The sequence below is a fragment of the Pseudoxanthomonas jiangsuensis genome (genome assembly GCF_010093185.1).
GTDB classification, from domain to species: Bacteria; Pseudomonadota; Gammaproteobacteria; order Xanthomonadales; family Xanthomonadaceae; genus Pseudoxanthomonas; species Pseudoxanthomonas jiangsuensis.
Map to the genome: position 1 here is coordinate 1 of NZ_PDWL01000041.1, position 15,010 is coordinate 15,010.

General features: G+C 70.6%; 14 protein-coding genes. 7 read left to right on the top strand and 7 right to left on the bottom strand.

Translation table 11 applies throughout. The features are described 5' to 3' along the window. Positions 1–260: 260 nt before the first annotated feature. Positions 261–830, bottom strand: coding sequence for an N-acetylmuramoyl-L-alanine amidase (locus CSC62_RS16650; protein ID WP_162407802.1), 570 nt, complete (start codon positions 828–830; stop codon positions 261–263). Positions 831–854: 24 nt separating this feature from the next. On the opposite strand from CSC62_RS16650, the gene CSC62_RS16655 reads away from it, so the two are divergent. The 3 genes from CSC62_RS16655 (at position 855) to rlmKL (ending at position 4,200) form a co-directional block, all read left to right on the top strand. Beyond that, positions 855–1,361: an MOSC domain-containing protein gene (locus CSC62_RS16655; protein ID WP_162407803.1), complete on the top strand. Its 507-nt coding sequence runs from the start codon at positions 855–857 to the stop codon at positions 1,359–1,361. Beyond that, on the top strand, positions 1,358–1,894 hold the full coding sequence (locus CSC62_RS16660) for an alpha/beta hydrolase (RefSeq protein WP_162407804.1): 537 nt from the start codon (positions 1,358–1,360) through the stop codon (positions 1,892–1,894). Before CSC62_RS16655 ends, CSC62_RS16660 begins: the two co-directional genes overlap by 4 nt. 137 nt (positions 1,895–2,031) lie before the next feature. After that, a complete protein-coding gene (rlmKL, locus tag CSC62_RS16665; RefSeq protein ID WP_162407813.1) occupies positions 2,032–4,200 on the top strand; it encodes a bifunctional 23S rRNA (guanine(2069)-N(7))-methyltransferase RlmK/23S rRNA (guanine(2445)-N(2))-methyltransferase RlmL in 2,169 nt (722 codons plus the stop codon). Between the two features lie 9 nt (positions 4,201–4,209). On the opposite strand, the gene CSC62_RS16670 is transcribed toward rlmKL, so the two are convergent. From CSC62_RS16670 to aptA, 6 genes are all read right to left on the bottom strand, one after another. Continuing rightward, complete coding sequence (locus tag CSC62_RS16670) at positions 4,210–5,058, bottom strand: cyclic di-GMP-binding domain-containing protein, MshE-related (RefSeq protein WP_162407805.1); 849 nt, start codon at positions 5,056–5,058, stop codon at positions 4,210–4,212. A 20-nt stretch (positions 5,059–5,078) separates the two neighbouring features. Further along, complete coding sequence (locus CSC62_RS16675; protein WP_162407806.1) at positions 5,079–5,447, bottom strand: response regulator; 369 nt, start codon at positions 5,445–5,447, stop codon at positions 5,079–5,081. A gap of 204 nt (positions 5,448–5,651) precedes the next feature. Next, on the bottom strand, positions 5,652–6,935 hold the full coding sequence (locus CSC62_RS16680; protein ID WP_246194518.1) for a DUF445 domain-containing protein: 1,284 nt from the start codon (positions 6,933–6,935) through the stop codon (positions 5,652–5,654). 70 nt (positions 6,936–7,005) lie between these two features. After that, entirely contained in the window at positions 7,006–8,496 is a 1,491-nt protein-coding gene (locus CSC62_RS16685) for a CoA-acylating methylmalonate-semialdehyde dehydrogenase (protein ID WP_162407807.1), read from the bottom strand. Positions 8,497–8,645: 149 nt separating this feature from the next. Further along, positions 8,646–9,770: an alanine dehydrogenase gene (gene ald / locus CSC62_RS16690; RefSeq protein WP_162407808.1), complete on the bottom strand. Its 1,125-nt coding sequence runs from the start codon at positions 9,768–9,770 to the stop codon at positions 8,646–8,648. A gap of 12 nt (positions 9,771–9,782) precedes the next feature. Next, a complete protein-coding gene (gene aptA, locus CSC62_RS16695) occupies positions 9,783–11,075 on the bottom strand; it encodes an omega-aminotransferase AptA (protein WP_211369033.1) in 1,293 nt (430 codons plus the stop codon). A 247-nt stretch (positions 11,076–11,322) separates the two neighbouring features. Here aptA and CSC62_RS16700 point away from each other — a divergent pair, with 247 nt between their 5' ends. The 4 genes from CSC62_RS16700 to CSC62_RS18305 all read left to right on the top strand — a co-directional run. Next, positions 11,323–11,871: a cupin domain-containing protein gene (locus CSC62_RS16700; protein WP_162407810.1), complete on the top strand. Its 549-nt coding sequence runs from the start codon at positions 11,323–11,325 to the stop codon at positions 11,869–11,871. A gap of 19 nt (positions 11,872–11,890) precedes the next feature. Beyond that, positions 11,891–13,393, top strand: coding sequence for an aldehyde dehydrogenase (locus tag CSC62_RS16705; RefSeq protein WP_162407811.1), 1,503 nt, complete (start codon positions 11,891–11,893; stop codon positions 13,391–13,393). 355 nt (positions 13,394–13,748) lie between these two features. Next, positions 13,749–14,423, top strand: coding sequence for a hypothetical protein (locus CSC62_RS16710; protein WP_162407812.1), 675 nt, complete (start codon positions 13,749–13,751; stop codon positions 14,421–14,423). A gap of 471 nt (positions 14,424–14,894) precedes the next feature. Further along, a partial coding sequence (locus tag CSC62_RS18305) for a DUF6404 family protein (protein ID WP_425502009.1) occupies positions 14,895–15,010 on the top strand: 116 nt, incomplete at its 3' end.

A 15,010-nucleotide genomic window follows, 5' to 3' on the forward strand; every position in this document is an offset into this window, starting at 1 on the left:
CTTGTTTTTTTGTTGTCCAAGGATAGACGGGCATACGATATAGGAGTCCGCGTGTGGGGCTGGGAGATGTGTAAAGGAGACGGGGGACACGGGCGGGCCAGGCGGGAAGCGGGCGGCGATTATACCGGGCCCTTTGTAGGAGCCGGTCTTGCCGGCGACCGCCATGGCGGATGCGTCTGCGTGAAACCGGACGCCAGTGATCCGTCCGCCTCCACGGTCGCCGGCGCTCTTCCACGGACGAATGTCCGGTCTCCCGGCTCCTACACCGGCAGGCGCTGCAGCGGGATGGCGGCGAGCAGGCGTTGCCAGGGGAAGCGCGGGCCGGGGTCGAGCTTGCGCTGGACCTGTTTCGACGGGTCGTCGCTGGCCGCGACCGTCTCCCGGTCCAGGTCCTCGTGCCCGGCGACGAAGCGCAGCGCGGGCAACGCCGCGGCCAGTTGCCGCAGCAGCGCGGCCAGGGCCTCGACCTGCACGTCCGGATACGCCTCGTCCATCGCCTGCCGGCGCGAGTCCAGCCAGTTCGGCCAGCGGCCGCGGTTGACCAGTTCGATCCCGATCGCGCGCGGGTTGTGGCCGCGCACGTGGTGGGCGACGCGCGCCTCCGGCACGTAGCGCAGCACCGTGCCGTCGCGGTCGATGTAGTAGTGGCCGCTGTTGCCGGTGCCGCTGGGGTACAGCACGCGCTCGCCGTACTCGCGCGCGGTGGCCAGGTCGGGCAGCTCGGTGCAGTGGATCACGGCCAGGTCGATGGCGTCCGTGGCGCGCAGCTCCAGGCGCCCGGCATAGGGCAGCGGCTGCTCGATCACGGGCACGACGGCAAGGGGCGGCATGGGCCGGAATGCTAGCATCGCGCCATGAATTCCCGTGCTTCCGTGCCCGCGCCCGACAGTCCCCTGGGCCGGCTGATGGCGACCCTGCCACGCGCCGGCCGGGTCGAATGGATCGGCCTGCGTCCGGCCCGCGAGGCGGCGATGGTCGAGGTCGCGCAGGTGCAGGCCGCCACTGGCGGCGGCCTGGCCGGCGACCGCTACAAGGGCGGCAACGGCAAGCGCGGCATCACCCTGATCCAGGCCGAGCACCTGCCGGCGATCGCCGTGCTGGCCGGCCGTGCGCAGGTCGCGCCGGCGATCCTGCGCCGCAACCTGGTGGTGTCCGGCATTCCGCTGGTCGCGCTGAAGGGCCGCCGCTTCCGGGTCGGCGAACTGGTGCTGGAAGGCACCGCTTCCTGCGACCCGTGCTCGCGCATGGAGGCCGCGCTCGGTCCCGGCGGCTTCAACGCGATGCGCGGCCATGGCGGGCTGTGCGCGCGGATCGTCGAGGGCGGCACGCTGCGGCTCGGCGATGCGGTGGAAGCGCTGTGAGCCGCGGCCACTGCATCCTTTCGCACGGCTTCGAGAGCGGCCCGGACGCGACCAAGGTCACCGCCCTGGCGCAGGCGGCCGAAGCGCTGGGCTGGAGCACCCAGCGCCCGGACTACACCGACCTGGACGCGCGCGCCGGGGTCAGCCGGGTCGGCGACGTGCCGGCGCGGCTGCAGCGCCTGCTCGACCTGGCCGGCGACGCCGTCGCGCGCGGCGGCCCGGTGGTGCTGGCCGGGTCCAGCCTGGGCGCCTACATCTCGGCGGTCGCCTCGCTGCAGGTGCCCACCCGCGCGCTGTTCCTGATGGTGCCGCCTTTGCGGATGGGGCCGATGCCGGCGCTGGACGCCGCGCCGGTGCCGACCAGCGTGGTCCACGCCTGGCACGACGAACTGATCCCGGCGGCCGAGGTGATCGAATGGGCGCGTGCGCGTTCGGCCCGGCTGCTGCTGCTCGACGACGGCCACCGCCTGTCCGCGCACGTGGACGCCACCGCGCGCGCCTTCGCCGAACTGCTCGGTTCGCTGCCGGACTGAAGCGCGCGGTGCGCCTCCAGCCTGCGGCGCCGGTCCGGGCTGGCGCGGCCCGCGCCGATGTCCGACCATCCCACTTTCGCTCGACCCGGGGCCGCCGGCCGGGTTCGCAACCGTCTCGAGGCCGCCTGCCCATGTCCATGAAGTTCTTCGTCTCCTGCGCCAAGGGCCTGGAATACCTGCTCGCCGACGAGCTGGTGGCGCTGGGCGCGGCGAAGGCCACCGCCACCATTGCCGGCGTCAATGCCGAGGGCACGCTGGCCGATGCGCAGCGCGCGGTGCTGTGGTCGCGCCTGGCCAGCCGGGTGCTGTGGCCGCTGGCCGGCTTCGACTGCCCGGACGAGCAGGCGCTGTACGCCGGCGCCGCCGCGTTGCCCTGGCACGAGCACCTGCGCGAGGGCGACACCCTGGCGGTGGACGCGCACGTGTCCGGCGAGGCGATCACCCATGCGCGCTTCGCCGCGCTGCGGGTCAAGGACGCGGTGGTCGACGCGTTCCGCGCGCAGGGGCTGGAGCGGCCATCGGTGGACGTGGAGGCGCCCGGGCTGCGCCTGAACCTGTCGCTGCGCAAGGGCCGGGCGACCCTGTCGGTGGACCTGGGCGGCGGCTCCCTGCACCGGCGCGGCTGGCGCGCCGAGCAGCGCGAGGCGCCGCTGAAGGAGAACCTGGCCGCGGCGGTGCTGCTGCGCGGCGGCTGGCCACTGATGTACGCAGCGGAGGGCGGCGCGTTGCTGGATCCGATGTGCGGCAGCGGCACCCTGCTGATCGAGGGCGCGCTGATGGCCGCCGACGTGGCGCCGGGACTGGGGCGGATGCAGGCCGTGGCGGTGGATGGAACCGATGCGCCTGCGCCATTGCCGACCCGCTGGACCGGCTTCGACGCCGCCGGCTGGAACGCTTCGGTCGCCGAGGCGCGCGCCCGCGCCGCGGCGGGCCTGGCCGCGCTGCGCCCGGTCTTCCACGGACGCGACCTCGACCGCGCCGCGATCACCGCTGCGCGCCAGAACGCGCAGGCCGCCGGCGTGGCCGCGGCGATCGAGTTCGCCGTTGCCGACATCGACGCCTTGTCCGCGCCGGGGGCGGCGCGTGGCCTGGTGGTCTGCAACCCGCCCTACGACCGCCGCCTGGTCGCCGACGGCGCGCTCTACCGGCGCCTGGGCCAGGCCCTGCAGAAGGCGGTGCCGGACTGGCGCGCCAGCCTGCTGTGCGGCGACGCCGAGCTGGCCCACGCCACCGGCCTGCGCGCGGCGAAGAAGTACCAGCTGTTCAACGGCGCGCTGGAGTGCGCGCTGATCGTCTGCGACCCGGTCCGCCCGCCGCAAAGGGAGGAGGCCGCCCCGCGCGAGCTGTCCGAGGGCGCACAGATGGTCGCCAACCGCATCCAGCGCAACCTGCGCCGGCTGAAGAACTGGCGCCAGGGCGAAGGCGTCACCTGCTTCCGCACCTACGACGCCGACATCCCCGAGTACGCCGCGGCGATCGACCTCTACGCCGAGGACGGCGGCGAGCAGCGCAGCTTCCTGCACGTGCAGGAATACGCGCCGCCGGCCGAGATCCCCGACGCCGACGTGCGCCGCCGCCGCCAGGAGCTGCTGGCCGCCGCGCGCGCCAGCTTCGGCGTGCCGCCGGAGCGGCTGGCGCTGAAGACCCGCGAGCGCGGCAAGGGCGGCAGCAAGTACGGCAGGTTGCAGCAGCAGGGCGAGCGCTTCGCCGTGCGCGAGCACGGCGCGCGGCTGTGGGTGAACCTGTTCGACTACCTGGACACCGGCCTGTTCCTCGACCATCGCCCGTTGCGGCGGCGGATGGCCAAGGAGGCCAAGGGCCGGCGCTTCCTCAACCTGTTCTGCTATACCGGCGTGGCCAGCGTGCAGGCGGCGGTGGCTGGCGCGGCGCAGACCACCAGCGTCGACCTGTCGGCCACCTACCTGCAGTGGTGCGCCGACAACCTCGCGCTCAACGGCCTGGGCGGGGCCGCGCACCGGCTGGTGCAGGCCGACGCGCTGGCCTGGCTGGAGGCCGAGCGTGCGAAGTACGACGTGATCTTCTGCGACCCGCCGACCTTCTCCAACTCGGCGCGGGCCGACGACTTCGACGTCCAGCGCGAGCACGTGCGCCTGCTGCGCGCGGCGGTGGCGCGGCTGGCGCAGGGCGGGGCTTTGTACTTCTCCAACAACTTCCGCCGCTTCCGCCTGGACGAGGACGCGGTGGCGCAGTTCGCCCACTGCGAGGAGATCAGCGCCTCGACCATCCCCGCGGACTTCGAGCGCAACGCGCGCATCCACCGCGCGTGGCGCCTGACCGGCGGGTGATCGCCGGCCTCAGTTGCCGATCAGCAGTACGAACGGCCCCTGCTGCGAGTTCATCAGCAGGGCCAGGCTGCGGCCGCGGTCGGCGGCCAGCTGCGCGGCCGGGACCGTGGTGTCGGGCGGGAAGGCCTGGTACTGCACGTCGTCGGGCAGCACGTTGCGGACCACGTAGCCCATCAGCACGTTGACGATCTCGCCCAGGCCGTCGATCGCAAGGACGTCGTCGCAGCGCTCCGGGCCGATCTTGAGGAAGGCGCGCGTCAGCCGGTGCATGGTGTCGTGGTCGGTGGCCATGCCGATGAACAGCGGCTGCTCGCCCTCGATCCGCACGTAGGCCACGTGCGGGTAGGCGGACAGCTCGTCGGTGGCCAGCAGGCCGGCGGCCTGGCACTGGCTGTCGAGCATGCGCGGGAACAGCCGCCCGCACAGGCCGATGGCGCCGTTGGCCAGCTCGGCCAGGGCATGGTCGGCCACGCCCACCGCCAGCGCGTGGTGGGCCGCGTCCTGGTCGGCGCGGTGCGCGGCCAGCTCCGCGTCCAGGGTCGCCGCGTCGACCACGCCCTGGTCGAGCAGGATCTGCCCGAACAGCCGGCGCCCGGCCTTCTGCGCGGCCAGCAGGGTTTCCACCTGGGCCTGATCCAGCAGGCCCAGGTCCAGCGCGATGTCGCCGAAGCGGCGGTCCTCCACGCGCTGGCGGTCGTTGATCCGGCGCGCCTGCGCCTCGGTGAGCAGGCCCTGGCGCACGGCCAGTTCGCCGAGCAGCGGGTTGGAGGCGCGCTGCGCCTCGATCGCGGCCAGCAGCTGCGGCGGGGTGATCACGCCGCGCTCGAGCAGGAACTGGCCCAGGAACTTGACTGCCATCTTGATTTACTCCGGCGGGATTAGGCGAGCACTTCGCGCAGCACGCGCTGCATGGCATCCGGGTCGATCGGCTTCTGCAGGTAGGAGCGCGCGCCCAGCTTCAGGCATTCCTCGATGTCGCTCTGGGCGCCGAGCGAGCTGAGGATCACCACCCGGGCCTGCGGATCGACCGCGAGGATCTTGGCCAGCGCCTGGCGACCATCGCACTCGGGCATCACCAGATCCAGCAGCACCAGGTCGGGCTTGAGCGCCAGGTACTGGCCGACGGCCTCGTTGCCGTTGCCGGCCTCGCCGACCACCTGGAAACCGGCCTCCTCGAGCTGGCCGGCGGCCAGCATGCGCAGGGCGCGTGAATCGTCGCAAAGCAGCACGCTCGGTCGTGCGGTCATCTGGTTTTCCCCTGTTCGATATGGCGGGTCGCAGGAAGACCCTATGCGGCTTAGCGGCGGTTGCGTCGCCGGCTTTAGCGCGATCGATGCTGCAGTGCGATAGCGGCGGCATCGCGGGGCATGCGGGCATCAGGTGCGTTGCATCGTGGTCCAATGCCCGCTCGCACAAGGCGAACTGGGTCACGGTTTCGGGGCCCGGCGCGCCTACGCGCTGTCCAGGAACACGATCAGCGCGTGCAGGGCCAGGCCGATCAGGCCCCCGACCAGGGTGCCGTTGAAGCGGATGTACTGCAGGTCGCGGCCCACGCTCAGTTCCAGCTGGCGCACCAGGTGGCGCTCGTCCCAGCCCTTCACGGTCTGGGCGATGTAGTCGGTGACGCCGCCGCGCAGGCGCAGGGCCAGCTTCTCCGCACCGCCGAGCACGTGCTGGTTGATCGCCTCGCGCAGGGCCGGGTCGCGTCCCAGCGCCTGGCCCAGTCCGGCCAGCGAGCGCTGCAGGTGCCCGGCCAGGGTGCCGTCGGCATTCTCCAGGTCGGCGCGCAGGGCCGCGTGGATCTGGTCCCACAGCCCGCGCACGTAGTCCTGCACGCTGGGGTGGTCGATCAGGTTCTGCTTGATCCGCTCGACCTGCGCGGCCAGGGCCGGGTCGCCGCGCAGGCGCTCGACGTAGTCGCGCAGCCAGCGCTCGTAGTCGCGGCGGATCGGATGCCTGGGCTGCGACAGGATCTCGTTGAGCTCGTCGAGCATGGCATGGGCGATGCGCTCGGCCAGGTTGTCGGCGATGCCCTCCACCGGCTTGATCCAGTTGACCGTGCCGACCAGCTTGGGCCATTCGCGGCGCGCATGCTTGACCATCAGCGCCGAGGCGCGGCGCTTGACCGCCTCGCCGTCCAGGTAGCGCGCCAGCCGGGTCAGGGCCTCGTCCAGCAGGGCCTGGTGACGGCCGTCGGCGGTCAGCAGGCCCATCACTTCGCCGGCGGTGGCGGCCGCGTCCCAGCTGCGCAGGCGGGCGATCACGAAGCGCTGGATGCTCTCGCGCACCGCGCGCTCGTCGAGCAGGTCCAGCGCCTGCAGCATCCAGCCGCGGGCCATCTGCGCCAGCTTCTGCGACTGCTCGGGACGCGACAGCCATTCGCCCAGCTTCGTCGCCGGGTCGAACACCTCCAGCCGCGCCAGCAGGGTCTGCGGTTCCAGGAAGTGGTCGCGCACGAACGCGGCCAGGCTGTCGGCGATCCGCGCCTTGTTGCGCGGGATGATCGCGGTGTGCGGGATCGGCAGGCCGAGCGGGCGGCGGAACAGCGCCACCACCGCGAACCAGTCGGCCAGCGCGCCGACCGTGGCCGCCTCGCAGAACGCGGCGACCCAGGCCCAGGCGCCGCGGTTGCCCATCGCGTGGCTGAGGACGAAGCCGGCCACCATCGCCAGCAGCATCGCCAGGGCGATGGCCTTCATGCGGCGCAGCTGGGCCGGGCGTGGATCGTCGGTCATGCGGGTCTGGCGGCGGGGCTGGCCGCAGTCTAGCCGCTACCGTGTGCAGGCCGTATCGCGTGCAGCGTCCTCAGCCCATCGTCGGCATCACGAACTCGGCGACCGCCGCGCCTTCGGGCCAGCGGGCTGTCACCGTCTTCAGCCGGGTGAAGAAGCGCACCCCATCCGGGCCGTGCATGTGCAAAGGGCCGAAGATCGAGCGCTTCCAGCCGCCGAAGCAGTGGAAGGCCATCGGCACCGGGATCGGCACGTTGATCCCGACCATGCCCGCCTGCACCCGCCGCGCGTACTCGCGCGCCGCGCCGCCACTGCGGGTGAACACCGCGGTGCCGTTGCCGTATCCGTGGCCGTCCACCAGTGCCAGCGCCGCCTCGAAGTCCGCCACCCGCAGCACGCACAGCACCGGGCCGAAGATCTCCTCGCGGTAGATCCGCATGTCCGGCGTGACCCGGTCGAACAGGCTGCCGCCGAGGAAGAAGCCCGGGCCCTGCGCGCAGGCATGCGCGCGGCCGTCGACCACCAGCTGCGCGCCTTCGGCCACGCCCAGGTCGATATAGCCGCGGACCCGTTCGCGGTGCGCGGCATCCACCAGCGGGCCCATGTCCGGGTCGTCCAGGCCCTGGCCGATCCGCAGCGCCTCGACCCTGGCCTTCAGCGCGGCGACCAGCGCGTCGGCGGTGGCATCGCCCACGCACACCGCCACCGAGATCGCCATGCAGCGCTCGCCGGCCGAGCCATAGCCGGCGCCGAGCAGCGCATCGGCGGCCGCCTCGATGTCGGCATCGGCCAGCACCACCGCGTGGTTCTTGGCCCCGCCCAGGGCCTGCACGCGCTTGCCGGCCTCGCTGCCGGCGCGGTACAGCGCCTGCGCCACCGGCGTGGAGCCGACGAAGCTCAGCGCCTGCACCCGCGGATCGGCGACCAGCGCCTCCACCGCCTCGCGGCCGCCGTGGACCACGTTGAACACGCCGTCGGGCAGGCCGGCCTCGCGCATCAGCGCGGCCAGGTGCAGGGCGGCCGAAGGCACCTTCTCCGAGGGCTTGAGCACGAAGGCGTTGCCGCAGGCCAGCGCCACCGGCGCCATCCACAAAGGGACCATCACCGGGAAGTTGAAGGGCGTGATCCCGGCGACCACGCCCAGCGGCGCGCGTTCGCTCCAGCTGTCCACCCCGCGCCCGACCTCGGCCGAGAACTCGCCCTTGAGCAGGTGCGGGATGCCGGCGGCGAACTCGACCACCTCCATCCCGCGGGTGACCTCGCCGCGGGCGTCGGAGATCGTCTTGCCGTGCTCGGCGGTGATCGTGCGCGCGAGCGCGTCGGCGTCGCGCTCGATCAGGGCGCGCAGGCGGAACATCACCCGCGCCCGCTGCAAAGGCGGCGTCGCGGCCCAGGCGGGGAAGGCGGCATGGGCGGCGTCCACCGCCATGCGCACGTCGTCGGCGTCGGCCAGCGGCACGTGCGCGGCGACTTGGCCAGTGGCCGGGTCGAATACCTCGCCGTGGTGGCCGCCGCCGCCGGGCCGTTCGCGGCCGGCGATGTGGTGGTGCAGCTGTCGGGTCATGGAGGGATTTCCGGGGTGTCAATGTCGCCTGGCCTGGCGACGGTCCTTGTAGGAGCCGGTCTTGCCGGCGACCGCCGTGGCGGATACGTCTGCGTGCAACCGGTCGCCAATGATCCGTCCGCCTCCACGGTCGCCGGCAAGACCGGCTCCTACACGGGGGCAGCCAGTGCCTCGGCCGCGGGGGTATACGCCAGCCCCAGCGCATCGGCCACCGCGCGGTAGGTCAGCTTGCCGGCGTGCACGTTCAGGCCGTTGCGCAGGTGCACGTCGTCGGCCAGCGCCTGGGCCACGCCCTTGTCGGCCAGCGCCAGCGCGTGCGGCAGGGTGGCGTTGGTCAGGGCGAAGGTGGAGGTGCGGGCCACGCCGCCGGGCATGTTGGCCACGCAGTAGTGGATGATGCCGTCGACCTCGTAGGTCGGCTCCTGGTGGGTGGTGGGGTGGCTGGTCTCGAAGCAGCCGCCCTGGTCGATGGCCACGTCCACCAGCACCGAGCCGGGCCGCATCAGCTTCAGCTGCGCGCGCGAGACCAGCTTGGGCGCGGCCGCGCCGGGGATCAGCACCGCGCCGACCACCAGGTCGGTGTAGGGCAGGCGGTCCTCGATCGCGTCGCGGGTGGAGTAGATGGTGGTCAGGCGGTCGCCGTACAGCTCGTCGACGTACTTCAGCCGGTCCAGCGAGCGGTCCAGGATCGTCACGTGCGCGCCCAGGCCCATGGCCATGCGCGCGGCGTTGAGGCCGACGGTGCCGGCGCCGATGACCATCACCTCGGCCGGCTTCACCCCCGGCACCCCGCCTAGCAGGATGCCCGAGCCGCCCTGGGCCTTCTCCAGCGCGTGCGCGCCGGCCTGGATCGACATCCGTCCGGCGACCTCGCTCATCGGCGCCAGCAAAGGCAGGCCGCCGCGGTCGTCGGTGACGGTCTCGTAGGCGATGGCGGTGCAACCGGAGGCGAGCAGGGCGCGGGTCTGCTCCGGGTCCGGGGCCAGGTGCAGGTAGGCGTACAGCAGCTGGCCGGGGCGCAGCAGCGCCGTTTCCGACGGCTGCGGCTCCTTGACCTTGATGATCATTTCGGCGCGGCCGTAGACCTCGGCCGCGCTTTCGACGATCTGCGCGCCGGCCGCATCGTAGGCCTCGTCGGCCAGGCCGATGCCGGCGCCCGCGCCGCGCTCGACCAGCACCTGGTGGCCGCGCGAGGACAGCTCGCGCGCGCCGGCCGGGGTCAGGCCGACGCGGTATTCGTGGTTCTTGATCTCCCTCGGGACGCCGACCAGCATGGTTGTCTCCTTTCAGACCTCGTCGAGCACGTCCCCGAGGATGGCGAGGATCGCGTCGATGTGCCGTCGTTCCACGATCAGCGGCGGCGACAAAGCCACGGTGTCGCCGGTCACCCGCACCAGCAGGCCCTTGCGGAACGCCAGCTCCAGGATCCGGTAGCCGCGCGCGCCCGGGGCGCCGTCCAGCGGCGCCAGCTCGATCGCGCCGATCAGGCCGAAGTTGCGGATGTCGATCACGTTCGGCTTGCCGCGCAGGGCGTGCAGGCCGTCCTCCCAGTACTGCTCCAGCTCGCGGGCACGGGTGAGCAGGCCTTCCTCTTCGTAGGTGTCCAGCGCGGCCAGCGCCGCGGCGCAGGCCAGCGGATGGCCGGTGTAGGTGTAGCCGTGGAACAGGTCGATCGCCGCGTCCGGGCCCTGCATGAAGGCCTGGTGGATCTTCTCCGCGGCGAACACCGCGCCCATCGGCACGCAGCCGGAGGTCAGGCCCTTGGCCGTGGTCATCATGTCCGGGACCACGCCGAAGCGCTGCGCCGCGAACGGCTCGCCGACCCGGCCGAAGCCGGTGATGACCTCGTCGAAGATCAGCAGGATGCCGTGCCGGTCGCAGATCTGGCGGATGCGCTCCAGGTAGCCCGGCGGCGGCAGGATCACCCCGGCCGAGCCGGAGATCGGCTCGATGATCACCGCGGCGATCGTGCTGGCGTCGTGCAGCTGCACCAGCCGTTCCAGATCCTCCGCCAGTTCGATCCCGTGCGCCGGCAGCCCGCGCGAGAACGCGTTGCGGCCGATGTCCAGGGTGTGGCGCAGGTGATCCACGCCCGGCAGGCCGGGGCCGAACCACTTGCGGTTGTTCGGCAACCCGCCCACCGAGATACCGCCGAAGCCGACCCCGTGGTAGGCCTTCTCGCGGCCGATCAGGCGGGTGCGCTGGCCCTCGCCGCGGGCGCGGTGGTAGGCCAGGGCGATCTTCAGCGCGGTGTCCACCGACTCGGAGCCGGAGTTGGTGAAGAACACGTGGTCCAGCGGCCGCGGCGCCAGCGCCTTCAGCCGCTCGGCCAGGACGAAGGGCAGCGGCGAGCCCATCTGGAAGTTCGGGGCGAAGTCGAGGGTGGCCGCCTGCCGCGCGATCGCCTCCACGATCCGCGGCCGGGCGTGGCCGGCGTTGCAGCACCACAGGCCGGCGCAGCCGTCGAGGATCTCGCGGCCGTCCACGTCGCGGTAATGCATGCCCTGCGCCGAGGCCAGCAGGCGCGGGGCCTGCCGGAACTGGCGGTTGGCGGTGAACGGCATCCAGAACGCGTCCATCGCCGCCGGCACCGCCCCGTTCTGGGCGGCGTAGTGTTCGGCCAGGGCGGCGCGGGTGGCGTCGTCGTCGCGGCTCATCGGGAACTCCTGCGGAGGGCTCGGGGCCGCGAGCCCGGTCGGGGCGGCCGCGGGCCGCCGTTCGATAAATTCAACGCCTGGGCCGAGTCTACGCCAAAAATTGACCCCGGCGGGGTGGCATGTAAAGTATCCCGCAACACGCCGGGCGCCACCGGCCGGAGCCTGAGGGATGGACATCGGCGCACGCCTGCAGCGGGTCCGCACCGCCCGCAACCTCAGCCAGCGCGAGCTGGCCCGGCGCGTGGGCGTCACCAACAGCACCATCTCGCTGATCGAGCAGAACAAGGTCAGCCCCTCGGTCAGCTCGCTGAAGAAGGTGCTGGACGGCATCCCGATCTCGCTGGCCGACTTCTTCACCCTGGACCTGGACCCCGGCCCGCCCGAGCAGCCGTTCTACGCCGCCGACGAACTGCCCGACGTGGGCAACAACGACATCCACTACTACCTGGTCGGCCAGCACCGTCCGCAAAGGCAGATGTGCATCCTGCGCGAGGTGATGCCGCCGGGCAGCGACACCGGCGAGGCGATGATCGAGCACGAGGGCGAAGAGGGAGGCGTGGTCATCAGCGGCCGGGTCGAGGTCACCGTCGGCCACCAGGTGCGCGTGCTAGGCCCCGGCGAGGCGTACTACTTCGAGAGCCGCGTCCCGCACCGCTTCCGCAACGTCGGCGAGGACGAGGCGGTGATCGTCAGTGCGAACACGCCGGCGACGTTCTGATCCCCATCAGGAGTTATCCATGACCGCTCCCCGCACCCGCGCCGACTGGCAGGCCATGGCCGATGGCCTGGTCCTGCGCACCCAGGCCTTCATCGACGGCAAGTACGTCGACGCCGCCGACGGCCGCAGCTTCGACTGCACCAGCCCCATCGACGGCCGCGTGCTGGGCCAGGTGGCGCGCGGCGGCCAGGCGGACATCGACCGCGCCGTGCGCGCGGCACGGCGCAGCTTCGAGGCCGGCGCCTGGTCGCGGGCCAAACCGGTCAAGCGCAAGAAAACTTTGCAGAAGCTGGTCGCGCTGATCGAGCAACACGCCGATGAACTGGCCCTGCTGGAAAGCCTGGACATGGGCAAGCCGATCGACGACGCCCGCCAGGTCGACATCGCCGCCACGATCCGCTGCTTCGCCTGGACCGCCGAGGCGCTGGACAAGGTCTACGGCGAGGTCGCGCCTACCGGCGAGGACGAGCTCGGCCTGGTCACCCGCGAACCGCTGGGCGTGGTCGGCGCCATCGTGCCTTGGAACTTCCCCCTGCTGATGGCCGCCTGGAAGCTGGCGCCGGCGCTGGCCACCGGCAACTCGGTGGTGATCAAGCCCTCGGAGAAATCGCCGCTGAGCGTACTGCGCCTGGCCGAACTGGTGGCCGAGGCCGGCATCCCCGACGGCGTGTTCAACGTCGTCCCCGGCTTCGGCCAGGAGGCCGGCGAAGCGCTGGCCCTGCACATGGACGTGGACGGCCTGGTCTTCACCGGTTCGACCGCGGTCGGCAAGCGCCTTTTGCAGTGCGCCGGCCTGTCCAACATGAAGCGCGCCTACATGGAATGCGGCGGCAAGAGCCCGAACGTGGTCTTCGCCGACGCCCCCGACCTGGCCAAGGCGGCCGAGGCCGCGGCGATGGGCATCTTCTACAACCAGGGCGAGGTCTGCACCGCCGCCTCGCGGCTGCTGGTGGAGCGCAGCATCCAGGAAGAGTTCGTCGCCCGCGTGGTCGAGGCCGGCCGGAAGATGCAGCCGCGCCACCCGCTGGAGCCCGGCGCGCCGATGGGCGCGCTGGTGGACGAAGGCCAGACCCGGCGCGTGCTCGACTACATCGCCAAAGGCCAGGCCGAAGGCGCCCGCCTGGCGCTGGGCGGCCAGCGCGTCGCCCCGGTGGAGGGCGGCTGCTACGTCGAGCCGACCGTATTCGACGACGTCCGCCCCGGGCACGCCATCTCCCGCGAGGAGATCTTCGGCCCGGTGCTGGCGGTGATCCCCTTCGACGACGAAGCCCAGGCCCTGCGCATCGCCAACGACACCGAATACGGCCTGGCCGCCGGCGTGTGGACCGCCAACCTCGCCCGCGCCCACCGCGTGGCCCGCGGCCTGCGCGCCGGCAGCGTCTGGGTCAACTACTGGGACGGCGGCGACATGACCGCCCCGTTCGGCGGCTACAAGCAGTCGGGCAACGGGCGCGACAAGTCGCTGCATGCGTTCGACAAGTACACCGAGATCAAGGCGACGTGGATCAATCTGGGGGAGTGAGGGGCGAGCCGCCGCACTTTTCGCCCAGGGGGATGTTGGCTGGGATCGGGATATCCCGGCGAGAGTGGTGATAAGACCGGCTTCACGGCCTAGGAGCCTGTTTTGCCAATGCACGGCATTAGTCGTGCAGGCTCTCGGTTTTTGCCACTGGTTGGCGGGAATATCCGGTGTGCATGCCGGCATAAGAGATATCAAGGTCCGGTCGCCGTCCTATCCACTATCCCGACAGCGGCCGCATCGGGCGTTCTGTCGACATAACCGGTTGATGATGAAAGGAGTTTGCTCGATTGACGGACATCAAGCTGCGCAGCACACTCGGTGCTACACCCAGATTCGGACTGGTAGTTAGCCAGCCATGAACAAGCCGCGTGCCGCCAGCATCCTGGTTATTTCATTTGTAGCAGCGGCCTTGTTGGCTGTTATCGGCCACTCCTTTTTGTCGGAAGGTGAGGCCAAGTTCGGCGCGCAGAGCTATGAGAAGCTGGAAAACCTTGCAAAGGATCGCTTTGTCAATGGTCGCGGTCTTTCTCCTTGCGATGGGGATGCGTGGGAGACTCTAAGAGCAGCCCGTGGCCGACTCATTTCTATTGGCGATTCGAACGTAGAAATGGTTGCGGTAGTTGCGCCCACATTCTCTGATGTCAAAGTTGTGGCCTTCGGCCAGAACTACATCCGAGCCTACCGCTTCCCTTGGGAGAGCGAAGCCCCTTCTCATTTGGCGGGGTGGTTCTCACCAGAGCCCAAGAAGCTTTCAGACATTTCACTTTCGACAGCCGAGCAACTCGCAATTACAACTCCAGTGGCTCGGCACATTCGCTACGCAATGACGGCCAGGGAGTATGGGTTCGACGGAGTGGGCTACTACTTTGGCATCGGTGAGAATAGCTGTGCATTTGCATGGATGCCTCGCGGTCCTGGGCCGGGCGGCTTGATCGCAAGTATCATCGAAGAGGTGTCGGGCGATGAGCCCTCAATGCATAGAATTCTTCTCCTTGCAAAGGCAATAGATGATGCGGATGGTGCGCGCTGACTGGCTAACAATTCATTCAAGCCGAACCCGCTTCGCGGGTCGGCTTAATTCCGGTGTTAGGCCTATGCTTGGAAAGATTGTCGTACGCACAGTTGGGGCCCTGCTCATGGTCTGGTCGGCCTATGCGCTATCCAGACTGGCGGCGCCCGAGGTCCGCGATGCTCTGCAGTCTCTACCAGCGGTCCTCGTTCGCTACGCTGGCCTCTTTGCGTCGGGACTCGGGTTCGTTCTCCTCCGCAAGTGGGGCCTGTTCCTGTACTTAGCGGTAATTGCGCTTCAGTGGCTTCTGTACTTCACCCTTTACAACGGTCAAGGCGCGGCGGGTCCTCTCTGGCTTGGATTGCTTGGTCCACTTCTTGTCATTGGCTTGGCCGTTCTCAACTGGAAGCATCTTCGGTGACGCGCCGGCCTAAAAATTCATTCAAGCCGACGCCGCTTCGCGGCGCGGCTTAATTCTGGCGTTAGATGCCCATGACAGATCCCGACAAGCTGGAACGAATGCGGAAGCACATGCTGACACTCGGCGTGTCGCCGTCCACTGCGGCCCCTCCGCTCTGGAAGCTGCTTTGGCGGCTCGGCATTGATCT